Source organism: Mycobacterium sp. (assembly GCF_035603715.1).
GTDB lineage: Bacteria > Actinomycetota > Actinomycetes > Mycobacteriales > Mycobacteriaceae > Mycobacterium.
Map to the genome: position 1 here is coordinate 1 of NZ_DATNJW010000417.1, position 11,943 is coordinate 11,943.

Sequence of the window (11,943 nt, forward strand, 5' to 3'; positions counted from 1 at the left end):
TCCCAGCGAACCGAACTACTACGCGTTGTTCGCCGGTAACACACTGGTCAAGGAGAACGTCTGTCCGGTCAATGCCGGCAACGAACCCAACCTCGGCTCGCAGCTACTCGCGGCCGGCCACAGCTTCGTGGGCTTCGCGGAAAGTCTGCCCACACCGGGCTCGGAAGACTGCCGGGCGGGCAAATATGCGCGCAAGCATGTGCCGTGGGCCAGTTTCACCAATATCCCGGGCTCGCACTCGCTGCCGTTCTCGGCGTTTCCGGCCCCGTCCAACTACGCCGGCCTGCCGACCGTCTCGATGGTCATCCCCAACCTCGACGACGACATGCACGACGGTTCGATCGCGCAGGGCGACCAGTGGCTCTACCAGAACTTGTCCCAGTACGCCGCGTGGGCGAGGGCCAACAACAGCCTGCTGATCCTGACCTGGGACGAGGACGACAACACCTCCCGCAATCAGATTCCGACGGTGTTCTACGGCGCAGGAGTCCGGCCCGGCACCTACAACGAGCCGATCAGCCACTACAACGTGCTGTCCACCCTCGAGGCGATGTACGGGCTGCCCAAGCTCGGCTACGCCACCAGAGCGCCCGCCATCGCCGACATCTGGGGTGCCTGACCCCGGTCCGCGGGTAGAGCGTCGCTATTGTTTGCCGCATGGCTGCTGACCTTGTGCCAATCCGCTTGAGCCTGACCGACGGTGACCGCTACACCGTGTGGGCGCCCCGCTGGCGCGACGCCGGCGACGAGTGGGAGGCCTTTCTGGGCAAGGACGAAGACCTCTACATCTTCGAGACGCCCGCCGACCTGGTCGCGTTCGTACGCACCAACACCGACAATGACCTCGTCGACCATCCGGCGTGGAAAGAGCTGACCGAGGCCAACGCCCACAAACTGGAGCCCGCCGACGACAAGCACTTCGACCTGGTTGCGGTCGAAGACGTGGTTTCGGACAAGCCGACCGCCGACTCGTTGGAGACGCTGGCCAACGCGCTGACGATCGTCTCGTCGATCGGATCGGTGTGCGAACTGCCGGCGGTGATGAAGTTCTTCAACGGCAACCCGACGCTGGGCACGCTGAGCGGCGGGATCGACCACTTCACCGGCAAGGCCGGGCTCAAGCGGTGGCATGCCATCGCCGATGTCGTCGCACGTAGCTGGGATGACGTGCTGAGCGCCGTCGACGAGATCGTCAGCACCCCGGATGTGGACAGCACAGTGTCGGACGCCGCCGCGGCCGAGCTCGCCGAGCCGGTCGAAGAAGAACTCGAGGCCCCCGACGAACCGGAGACGGCCGACGAGGACGCCGAGACCGCGGTGCAGGACGACGCGGAGGACGACGCGCCGCCCCGGGCCGCCGGCGACAACGTGGTGCTCGGCGCCGACGAGGACTTCTGGGTGAAGGTCGGCATCGACCCGATCCGGATCATGACCAGTGCGGGCACGTTCTACTCGCTACGCTGCTACTTCGACGATCGTCCAATCTTTTTGGGCCGCAACGGTCGAATCAGCGTCTTCAGCTCCGAGCGGGCACTGGCGCGATACCTCGCCGATGAACACGACCACGATTTGTCCGACCTGAGCACGTATGCCGACATCCGCACGGCGGCCACCGATGGCTCGCTGCACGTCGATATCACCGACGACAACGTCTACGTACTGACCGGGTTGGCCGACGATCTCGCGCACGGGCCGGATGAGGTGGATCACGAGCAGCTGGATCTGGCCGTCGAGTTCCTCCGCGATGTCGGGGACTACGCCGAGGAGAACACCGTCGACGAGGCGCTCGAGACCGACCAGCCGTTGGGCCGGCTGGTGGCCTACGTCCTGGACCCCGACTCGGTGAGCGAGCCAAAGCCGCCGTACGCCAAAGCCGTGCAGTCCTACGAGGAACTGGAGCGGTTCGTGGAGTCGCGGCTAAGGCGCGAATAGCGCGTAGCCGGCTAGTCCGGGAAGTTCACGTCCTTGGTGACGGCTTTCCACTCTTCGATCGACGCCGACATTGCCGCGATCTTGTCGCGCATCGCCTTGAGCACGTCGCGGCCCAGCAGCAACCGCAGCGGTGGGTCGTCGAGCTTGGTCACCATCAGCACCGCCTCGGCCACCTTGCGCGGGTCACCCGGCAGGTGGTCGGCGAACTGCTTGATCAGGTCCTTGCGCGCCGCCACGTCGGCGTAGTCGGCGATCGGCCGGCCGGATTCTTTCATCGATCGCGTCGCCCAGTCGGTACGGAAAGCGCCCGGCTCGACAGCGGTGACCTTGATGCCCAGCGGCCGCACCTCGGTGGCCAGCGCCTCGGTCACCGCCTCCAGCGCGAATTTCGTCGACGAGTAGTACGCGTTCGGCGGGTTGGCCACCAGGCCGGTCATCGACGAGATGTTGACGATGTGCCCCGAACCGCGGGCCCGCATCGAAGGCAGCACCGCCTTGATCATGTCGACCGAACCGAAGTAGTTGACATCGAACAGCTTTCGAACCTCGGCGTCTTCGCCTTCCTCGACCGCGGACAGGTATCCGTGACCGGCGTTGTTGATCAGCACGTCGACTCCGCCGAACGCCTGCTCCGCCGCCGCGACCGCCGCCGCGATCTGGCCGGCGTCGGTCACGTCGAGCGCGACGGCGACCGCGCGGTCGCCGAACTCTTCGACGAAGTCCTGCACCGCCTCGGCCCGTCGCGCCGTCACCACCACGCTGTGGCCGTCCTCGAGCGCCGCGTGGGCGATCTCGCGCCCAAAGCCGGTCGAGCAGCCGGTGATCAACCAGCGGGCCATCTCAGGCTGTTCCTTCCGGCAGGCGCCGCAGATAGGCCTTACGACGGTCGGCCAGCTGAGTGGCCCGCTCCTGGGCGCTGACTCGCCGCAGACGTGGCACCTCGGCATCTAACCGATCCAGCTTGATCACCCGTCCGCGGGCGCCGAGATCCTCACGCGGGCCGGACTTTCCGAACTCGGCCATCCGCAGCGTCAGGATGCCTTCTCGCAGCCCATCGGAGTCGATCCAGTTCGCCACACCGGGATCGTCCGCCGAGATGACGTAGGTGTAGCTGCCGTCCTCATTGACGACCGACTGCGCCTTGTTCAGGCTGCCGGTTCGGTCGACGAGATCGAGCGTGGTGCCCCAGATGTTGCTCAGCGGAACGGTGAAGTATTCGGCGCCGCCGTCGCTCACGTCGACGACGAACGCCTCGTCCTCCGCGAGATCGAAGCGGCCCATCACGTAGACCTGGTTGCGCATCGCGCCGACCTTGTCCGCCGACCACGCCAGGTTGAAATGGTTCGGCGGCATCTTGTACACGCCGTGGCTGAGCTTTCCAGTGAAGTCCGCGAAGTGCGCCATCATCGCCGCAGTCGCCTCGGCCTGCTCGTCGCGGGTTCGGGCGGGCGTTCCCGGTGCGCCGCCCAGCCGTTGAACCTCAAAGTGATTCGGGTCGTCGCGGCCCCAATCCAGCAGCACATCGCGGATGTAGAACTCGTGCGCCTCAGGGGTGCTGCGGACATGGTTGGGCCGCCCGTTGGCGGGCTCGGCGTCGACGGTGATGGTGAAGCTGCCGTCGGAATCCACCTGCATGGTGCGGCCGTTGAGCACGTCGACGGTGCCCATGTGGGCGTCCCACAGCGTGAAGTAGTTCTCGGTCATGCGGTGGTCGCCGACCCGGCCGTGAATCTCGTAACGTTCGTCACCCGATATCGGGATCACCCGATAGACGCTGTCGGGATTGTCGATGCCCCAACGTGATCCGGGGATTCGACGGCCGTCCACCGGATGCGCCAGCCGGGTGATGCAACTGACTTTGGGTCGCAACTTGTCCTGGTTGGACGACCACACGGCGGCCGAGAACATCACCTCGGCGAACGCGTCGTCGAACCTCTCCCGCATCGCTGGGGATGCCTTCGCCCGACCCAGCCAGGTTTCGGCGACGGTCTGATAGGCCGCCTTCACCACTGGATGCTCGATCAGATCGAGCGCGGCCAGTTCCTGTTCGTGCTGGGCTGCCGTCGCAACCGGGTCGGCTACCATAAGCTCTCCTCACTTCCCGACATACTGTTCAAAACGCTTGTTGTACAACGCAAAACGATCGTCGACCTGTTCTGGAAGCAGGCCGTAATCGCCCAGTGCGTAGGGCGGCCGTGCCGCCTCGCGAGGACGTTCCTTCAGCCAGAGCTGCATCGCCGTTTCCGCCTCGGCCGTCAGTGGCAGGTCGATGGCGTCGTACACCCGGGTCACTTGTCCGATCGGGTCTGCGACCGCGTCGTCGAAGCCGATGTCGGTGACCCGGGCAGATTCGTCGGCCCAATCGTCGCGTGCCGCCATCGCGCGATCGTTGGTCCAGCCCATCCGCTGCAACCACTGCGCGCCGACCCGCTGCCGGTCGACGCTGTCGGCGTGCATCGCGTGCAGGGTGGAGTTGAGGCTGGCCCCCGAGGCGATCGTGGCGCGGGGGTCGCGGTGCATGTGCACGATGTGCAGATCGCCGAACTGGGCTCGCAATACGTCCAGATAGCCGAGGTGGGCAGGTGACTTGAGCACCCAGCGCACCGCGGCCTCACCTCGCTGCCGCTTCTGCCACTGCAGAAACTGCAGCATCCGGTGCAGGTAGTCGTAGGCCGGCGTGAAGTCCTGCTCGTCGAGCCAGGACCGGTAACGCGGAAGATGTGCGCCGGACTCGGGCACGTGTGACAAGAACGCGTCGGCCAGGAAGACGATCTCCTCTTCGGCCTCCCGCGCATACATCGGGTGAATGACGAACAGGTCCGGCGCGAGTTCGCGGGACTTGGCTTCGCGCACTTCGCTGATCGCGATGCGCGGGTCGACGTCGTTGAACTGGTGGTCGAGTCGCGGCGCGGCCTCGACCACCTCCCAGCCGTGGGCACAGTTGAACCGCGGGTCGGCCGCCAGCAGTCGCTGCAACAGCGTTGTCCCGCTGCGCATCATCCCGACAACGACGGTCGGTGCCACGATGCGCTCCTGCAGAATCTCCGGGTGTCGGCGAATCCACTCCTGAGCGCGCAACCGCATGCGCAGGCTGTGCACGATGCCCGACCGCAGGATGAGCACTCCAATCGCGTTCAGGTCCGCGGCCGCGTAGTCATCCAGTAGCACACCCAACGGATGCTCGAAATCCCCGGGCCCCCAGTCGGTCAGCGACTCCTTTCGCTGCGCATCGGCGAGCACGGCGGCAGGGGCGAAAGGCTCCACGCGGTCAGAACTTCAGGTGCTGGCTGACGTCGCCAACCTGGTCGACGAACATGATGCGGCTGTCGAACCACCACACACCGTCCAGCCGGTGGAACGTGTCCTTGTAATGCCCGGTCACGATCACCTGCAACGGCAGGTCGGGAGTGGCCTGGGTGACGCTGTAGTAGGACCGGCTGCGCGCGGTACCCTCGGCCTCGTCGATCCAGAGCTGCACATTGCTGGTGTTGTGTCTGGTCTTCGGAGTGCCGTCCTCGTAGATCCGGGTGGCCATCTCGTACATCTTCCGGACGCCGGCCGTCCCCTCGAACACCGTCTCCGGAGGTCCGTTTTCGACGCCGCAGATCCGCCCGTGCGCGAATAGTTCGGCCACGCCGTCCAAGTCGCCGCCGTCGAGGATCTCGGCGTAGTGGTAGATCAGGTTGGTGATTTCCCGGTCGCTATCACTCACCCCGAAATCCTGGCAGAACCGGCCCGAGTCTCCGTCGTTTTGGGACGAATCGCCAGGTACGTTTCCGGTCATGGGTGAACTAGACAACACCGTCGCCGTCATCACCGGCGCGGCGCGCGGGCAGGGCCGCAGCCACGCCGTCGCGTTGGCCGAGCAAGGCGCCGACATCATCGCGGTCGACATTTGCGCCGATATCGACGCGATCCCCTACCCACTGGCGACCAAATCCGATCTCGACAAAACCGCGCGGCTGGTGCAAGCCACGGGCCGCAAAGCGGTGCCCGTTATCGCCGATGTCCGCGACCTCGCCGCGTTGGAGGCGGGCGTGCAAACCGGCATCGACGACCTCGGCGACATCGACATCGTCATCGCCAATGCCGGAGTGGTGGCGATCGGCGACCCGGCGACCCGCGCCGAGCCGGTGTTCACCACGATCGTCGACACCAACCTCAAGGGTGTGTGGCACACCATGTTGGCGACGGTGCCCTCCATCATCCGCAAGGGACGCGGCGGGTCGGTCGTCTTGGTCAGCTCATCGCAAGGCCTGACCGGTCGGGGCGGTGACGGCAGCGCCGCGATGTTCGCCTACGCCGCATCCAAACACGGAGTGGTGGGCCTGATGCGATCGGCGGCGAACGCGTATGCGCCACACAAGATTCGGGTCAACTCGGTCAACCCCAGTGGTGTCGCGACACCGATGATCATCAACGACTTCGTGATAAAAGGCATGACCGAGAATCCGAATCCGGCCGTCTCGCAGATGTTGCTGCCCGACGTGCCGCTGGTCGAGTCGCAAGACGTGACCGAGGCCGTGTTGTGGCTCGTCAGCCCGCGGGCCCGTTACGTCACCGGCGTGTCGGTTCCCGTCGACGCGGGCCACCTCGTCATGTAGCTAGCCGACCAGCACCGCGTATCGCGGCTTGATCACCTCGTCGATGATCGCCAGTCGCTCGTCGAACGGGATGAACGCGGACTTCATCGCGTTGACCGTGAACCGCAGCAGGTCGCTCCAGCCATAGCCGAATGCGTCGACGAGAAGAGCCATCTCACGAGTCATCGTGGTATCGCTCATCAGCCGGTTGTCGGTGTTGACCGTGACCCGGAACCGGGTGCGGGCCAGCAGATCGAACGGATGCTCGGCGATGCTGGCGACCGCGCCGGTCTGCACGTTGGAACTCGGACACATCTCGAGCGGAACCCGCTTGTCCCGCAAGATCGATGCGAGCAAGCCGAGTCGTACTTCGCCATCGTCGGCGACGTCGATGTCGTCGACGATGCGGACTCCGTGACCCAGTCGGTCGGCGCCGCAGAATGCGATTGCCTCCTGAATGGACGGCAGCCCGAACGCCTCACCCGCATGAATCGTGAAGCGGGCGTTGTTGTTTCGCATGTACTCGAAAGCATCCAGGTGTCGGGTCGGGGGGTAGCCGGCCTCGGCGCCGGCGATGTCGAACCCGACCACGCCCTTGTCGCGGAACCGGATTGCCAGCTCGGCGATCTCGCGGGACACCGCAGCGTGCCGCATCGCGGTGACCAGGCACCGCACCACGATGGGATGCCCCGCCGCCGCGGCCGCCTTCTCGCCGTCGACGAAACCGGCAAGCACCGCGTCGGTGACGGCGTCGAACGACAACCCCCGGTTGATGTGCAATTCGGGGGCGAACCGCACCTCGGCGTAGACCACCGAGTCAGCGGCCAGATCTTCCACGCATTCGAAGGCCACCCGGTGCAACGCCTCCGGGGTCTGCATCACCGCAACGGTGTGCGAGAACGGTTCGAGGTAGCGCTCCAACGAACCACTGTGCGACGCGGTGCGAAACCACTGCGCGAGTTCATCGGCGTCGGTGCTCGGCAGGCCGTCGTAGCCGGTCTGGCCGGCGATGTCGATGACGGTGGCCGGGCGCAGGCCGCCGTCGAGATGATCGTGCAGCAGCGCCTTCGGCGCCCGCTTGATCGTCTCCAGATTCAGCGGCGTCGTCATCAGGTGATCCGATCGATGATCAGTGGCCGTGCGACCGGCGGCATGTCGGTCACGGTGAAACCCGCGTCCAGTTCGGCCATCGCCCGCGCGAACCGCTGCGGAGTATCGGTGTAGAGCGTGAACAGCGGCTCGCCGGCCGTCACTGGACTTCCGGGGCGCCGGTGGATCTGAATCCCGGCGCCGGGCTGGACTTTCTCACCCGGACGGGACCTGCCCGCGCCGAGCCGCCACACCGCCAGCCCCACTGCCATTGCGTCGATATCGCCCATTGTGCCGCTTCGCGTGGCGATAACGGTTTCGGAGTACTTACCAACCGGCAACGGTACGGACAAGTCCCCGCCCTGCGCCGCGATCAGTGCGCGGAATCGGTCCATCGCGGTCCCGTCGCGCAATGTCTGCTCCGGGTCTCCCCGGTCGATCCCGGCGATCTCCAGCATCTCGCGGGCCAGGCCCACCGTCAGCTCGACCACGTCAGGCGGGCCGCCGCCGGCCAGCACCTCCAGCGCCTCGGCGACCTCGAGCGCGTTGCCGATAGCCGCGCCGAGCGGGCGATTCATGTCGGTCAGCACCGCACAGGTCGGCAGCCCGTGTTCTGCGCCCACCGCCACCATCGTTTCGGCGAGCTCGCGAGCCAACGATTCGGATTGCACGAAGGCGCCGGAGCCGACCTTGACGTCGAGCACCAACGCACCGGCACCTTCGGCGATCTTCTTGCTCATCACCGAACTCGTGATCAGCGGCAATGACTCGACGGTCGCCGTGATGTCGCGCAGCGCATAGAGTTTCGCGTCGGCCGGCGCCAGCTGACCGGCCGCGAAGATGGCCGCGCCGATATCGCACAGCTGTTGTCGCACTTGTGCATTGGTCAACACCCCGGTGAAACCCGCGATCGACTCCAGCTTGTCCAGGGTGCCGCCGGTGTGGCCGAGTCCGCGGCCGGAGGCCTGTGGCACCGCGCCTCCGCACGCGGCGATCACGGACACCAGCGGCAGCGTGATCTTGTCCCCCACCCCGCCGGTGGAATGTTTGTCAACGGTCTTCAGTGGACTTCCGTCGCGGCGCAAGTCGGTGAAGTCCAGCTGCTCACCGGACGCCACCATGGCCGCCGTCCAGCGCGCGGTCTCGCCGTAGTCCATGCCGCGCAGGAACACCGCCATCAGCAGTGCCGACATCTGCTCGTCGGCGACCTGACCGTGGGTGTACGCGTCGATGACCCAGTCGATCGCGGCGTCCGACAGCCGGCCCCCGTCGCGTTTGGTTCTGATCACCGTCGGCGCATCGAAGTGATTCACGCGCGGTCCGGCCGGTAAGCGGCGATATCGTCCGGACCGAAGGCGTCAGGCAGTAGGACCCCGAGCCGTCGCGGCCCCTCGGGGTGGTCGATGAGCAGGTCCGGCCCGCCGTGTTCCAAGAGCACCTGACGGCACCGGCCACACGGCATCAGCAGTGCGCCGCCGCCGTCAACGCAGACCAGTGCGCGCAGCCTGCCGCCGCCCGTCGAATGCAGGGCACACACCACCGCGCACTCGGCGCAGAGACCTAGCCCATATGAGACATTCTCCACATTGCAGCCGGTGATGATCCGGCCGTCATCGACCACCGCGGCTGCGCCCACGGGGAACCCCGAGTACGGCGCATATGCCCCGCGTGCTGCGTGGATTGCTTTGTCCCGCAGCGATTTCCAGTCAATCGTGTCGGCCACGATCCCCGTACCGCACATAGCTGCAATGCATCCGACTACCCCACTTACTGTTGGCTACTTCACAAGGCCAGCCTAGATTCTGCGCGCGTAAAGGCGTCGGCGGACACGAAGTGCTTGATTCGGCAGCAAGAATGGGGCTAATCGGCCGGGAGAATCGGGCTAGATTAAGTAGCCCACTGCAGTCGTTACGAGAGTGGAGACGCTGATGACGACGACGACATCTGCGAATCCGGCTACGCCGGAGGGATCATCGCGCCTACGGCGGCTACGCCGGACCCTCTACCGGGGCGATCCGGGAATGTGGTCGTGGGTGCTGCACCGCATCACCGGAGCGACCGTCTTCTTCTTCCTGTTCATCCACGTGCTGGACACCGCGCTGGTCCGGATCAGCCCGCAGGCCTACAACGAAGTCATCTCGACGTACAAGACGCCGATCGTGGGCTTGATGGAGCTGGGGCTGGTGGCCGCGGTGCTTTACCACGCGCTCAACGGCATCCGTGTCATTCTGATCGACTTCTGGGCACAGGGCCCGCGGTATCAGCGGCTGATGCTGTGGACGATTGGCATCGTGTGGACGTTGGTGATGGTCCCGGCGGGAGTCGTCGTGGCGATCCACATGATCGGGCACTTCCGATGAGCTCACCCGACCTTCAACTCGGCCGCGGGCAGATCGCCCCGGTGCGGCAGCGCAGCCACGACCGTCCGGCCAGTCTGGACAACCCACGATCCCCACGCCGGCGCTCCGGCATGCCCAACTTCGAGAAATACGCCTGGCTGTTCATGCGGTTCTCCGGCATCGTGCTGGTATTCCTGGCCCTCGGGCATTTGTTCGTGATGCTGATGTGGCAGGACGGCGTCTATCGCATCGACTTCAACTACGTTGCGCAGCGCTGGCACTCGCCGTTCTGGCAGACCTGGGATCTGCTGTTGCTCTGGCTGGCACAGCTGCACGGCGGCAACGGCCTTCGCACCATCATCGACGACTACAGCCGCAAGGATTCCACCCGTTTCTGGCTGAACACCCTGCTGGCGTTGTCGATGGCCTTCACGTTGGTGCTGGGCACATATGTGCTGCTGACGTTCGACCCGAACATTTCCTGAAAGGCGAGCCGTGATTAGCGAACACCGTTACGACGTGGTGATCGTCGGTGCCGGCGGCGCCGGGATGCGGGCCGCCGTGGAGGCCGGGCCCCGGGTGCGCACAGCGGTTCTGACGAAGCTCTACCCGACCCGAAGCCATACCGGCGCGGCCCAGGGCGGCATGTGCGCGGCGCTGGCCAACGTCGAGGACGACAACTGGGAGTGGCACACCTTCGACACCGTCAAGGGCGGCGACTATCTCGCCGATCAGGACGCCGTCGAGATCATGTGCAAGGAAGCCATCGACGCGGTGCTCGATCTGGAAAAGATGGGGATGCCGTTCAACCGGACGCCGGAGGGCCGCATCGACCAGCGCCGCTTCGGCGGCCACACCCGAGACCACGGCAAGGCCCCGGTACGCCGATCCTGTTACGCCGCAGACCGTACCGGCCACATGATTCTGCAGACGCTGTACCAGAACTGCGTCAAGCACGACGTCGAGTTCTTCAACGAGTTCTACGCTCTTGACCTGGTGCTCACCGAGACCCCGAAGGGCCCGGTGGCCACCGGCGTGGTGGCCTACGAACTGGCCACCGGCCACATTCACGTCTTCCACGCCAAGGCCGTCGTGCTCGCCACCGGCGGTTCGGGCCGGATGTACAAGACCACGTCGAACGCCCACACGCTGACCGGTGATGGTATCGGCATCGTGTTCCGCAAAGGACTTCCGTTGGAGGACATGGAATTTCATCAGTTCCACCCGACCGGCCTGGCGGGCCTGGGCATCCTGATCTCGGAGGCGGTGCGCGGCGAGGGCGGCCGGCTGCTGAACGGGGAAGGCGAGCGCTTCATGGAGCGCTACGCGCCGACGATCGTCGACCTGGCTCCCCGTGACATCGTCGCCCGCTCGATGGTGCGCGAAGTGCTCGAGGGCCGCGGGGCGGGTCCACACAAGGACTATGTCTACATCGACGTCCGTCACCTCGGTGCGGATGTGTTGGCCGCCAAGCTGCCCGACATCACCGAGTTCGCCCGCACCTACCTCGGAGTGGACCCGGTCAAAGAATTGGTTCCGGTCTACCCGACGTGCCACTACGTGATGGGCGGCATCCCGACCACGATCACCGGTCAGGTGCTGCGGGACAACACCAACACCGTGCCGGGTCTGTACGCGGCCGGCGAATGTGCATGCGTATCGGTGCACGGCGCCAACCGACTCGGCACCAATTCGCTGTTGGACATCAACGTCTTTGGCCGGCGCGCCGGCATCGCGGCGGCCGCCTACGCCAAGGGTCACGACTTCGTCGACATGCCACCGGACCCGGCCACGATGGTAGTCGGCTGGGTCGGCGACATCCTGTCCGAGCACGGCAACGAGCGGGTCGCCGATATTCGCGGCGCGCTGCAACAGACGATGGACAACAATGCCGCGGTGTTCCGCACCGAGGAGACGCTCAAGCAGGCGCTCACCGATATTCACGCGCTCAAGGAGCGGTATTCCCGAATCTCGGTGCACGACAAGGGAAAGCGCTTCAA

The 11,943-nt window shown here is 65.6% G+C and carries 13 protein-coding genes; 6 read left to right on the top strand and 7 right to left on the bottom strand.

Features of this window, described 5'->3' with window-relative positions; translation table 11 throughout:
• On the top strand, nucleotides 1-619 hold a 619-nt coding region (locus VN856_RS17160), incomplete at its 5' end, for an alkaline phosphatase family protein (protein WP_325691112.1).
• Between the two features lie 38 nt (nucleotides 620-657).
• Entirely contained in the window at nucleotides 658-1,932 is a 1,275-nt protein-coding gene (locus VN856_RS17165) for a primosomal protein (RefSeq protein ID WP_325691113.1), read from the top strand.
• Between the two features lie 11 nt (nucleotides 1,933-1,943).
• On the opposite strand, the gene VN856_RS17170 is transcribed toward VN856_RS17165, so the two are convergent.
• Genes VN856_RS17170 through VN856_RS17185 form a run of 4 tightly spaced genes read right to left on the bottom strand, consistent with a single transcriptional unit; the run spans nucleotide 1,944 to nucleotide 5,644 of the window.
• The gene (locus VN856_RS17170) at nucleotides 1,944-2,771 is read right to left on the bottom strand and encodes an oxidoreductase (protein ID WP_325691115.1); all 828 of its coding nucleotides are present in this window, start codon (nucleotides 2,769-2,771) and stop codon (nucleotides 1,944-1,946) included.
• Between the two features lies 1 nt (nucleotide 2,772).
• Complete coding sequence (locus VN856_RS17175) at nucleotides 2,773-4,017, bottom strand: hypothetical protein (RefSeq protein ID WP_325691116.1); 1,245 nt, start codon at nucleotides 4,015-4,017, stop codon at nucleotides 2,773-2,775.
• A gap of 9 nt (nucleotides 4,018-4,026) precedes the next feature.
• Entirely contained in the window at nucleotides 4,027-5,196 is a 1,170-nt protein-coding gene (locus VN856_RS17180) for a sulfotransferase (protein WP_325691118.1), read from the bottom strand.
• A 4-nt stretch (nucleotides 5,197-5,200) separates the two neighbouring features.
• On the bottom strand, nucleotides 5,201-5,644 hold the full coding sequence (locus tag VN856_RS17185; RefSeq protein WP_325691119.1) for a nuclear transport factor 2 family protein: 444 nt from the start codon (nucleotides 5,642-5,644) through the stop codon (nucleotides 5,201-5,203).
• A 70-nt stretch (nucleotides 5,645-5,714) separates the two neighbouring features.
• On the opposite strand from VN856_RS17185, the gene VN856_RS17190 reads away from it, so the two are divergent.
• Nucleotides 5,715-6,536 carry a mycofactocin-coupled SDR family oxidoreductase gene (locus VN856_RS17190; protein ID WP_325691121.1) on the top strand — a complete coding sequence of 274 codons (822 nt, stop codon included), beginning with the start codon at nucleotides 5,715-5,717 and terminating at the stop codon, nucleotides 6,534-6,536.
• Here the strand turns inward: VN856_RS17190 and VN856_RS17195 are convergent, their stop codons facing one another.
• Genes VN856_RS17195 through VN856_RS17205 form a run of 3 tightly spaced genes read right to left on the bottom strand, consistent with a single transcriptional unit; the run spans nucleotide 6,537 to nucleotide 9,327 of the window.
• Complete coding sequence (locus VN856_RS17195; RefSeq protein ID WP_325691122.1) at nucleotides 6,537-7,625, bottom strand: adenosine deaminase; 1,089 nt, start codon at nucleotides 7,623-7,625, stop codon at nucleotides 6,537-6,539.
• A complete protein-coding gene (locus tag VN856_RS17200; protein ID WP_325691124.1) occupies nucleotides 7,625-8,917 on the bottom strand; it encodes a thymidine phosphorylase in 1,293 nt (430 codons plus the stop codon). The genes VN856_RS17195 and VN856_RS17200 overlap by 1 nt, the downstream gene beginning before the upstream one ends.
• Entirely contained in the window at nucleotides 8,914-9,327 is a 414-nt protein-coding gene (locus VN856_RS17205) for a cytidine deaminase (protein WP_414686983.1), read from the bottom strand. The genes VN856_RS17200 and VN856_RS17205 overlap by 4 nt, the downstream gene beginning before the upstream one ends.
• A 298-nt stretch (nucleotides 9,328-9,625) precedes the next feature.
• On the opposite strand from VN856_RS17205, the gene sdhC reads away from it, so the two are divergent.
• From sdhC to sdhA, 3 genes are all read left to right on the top strand, one after another.
• Nucleotides 9,626-9,964 (top strand): succinate dehydrogenase, cytochrome b556 subunit, encoded by a 339-nt coding sequence (gene sdhC, locus VN856_RS17210; protein ID WP_414686984.1) that lies wholly within the window; start codon nucleotides 9,626-9,628, stop codon nucleotides 9,962-9,964.
• Nucleotides 9,961-10,428 (top strand): succinate dehydrogenase hydrophobic membrane anchor subunit, encoded by a 468-nt coding sequence (locus VN856_RS17215; RefSeq protein WP_325691128.1) that lies wholly within the window; start codon nucleotides 9,961-9,963, stop codon nucleotides 10,426-10,428. Before sdhC ends, VN856_RS17215 begins: the two co-directional genes overlap by 4 nt.
• Nucleotides 10,429-10,438: 10 nt before the next feature.
• Nucleotides 10,439-11,943 (top strand): succinate dehydrogenase flavoprotein subunit (gene sdhA, locus VN856_RS17220; protein WP_325691130.1); only part of this gene is annotated, 1,505 nt, incomplete at its 3' end.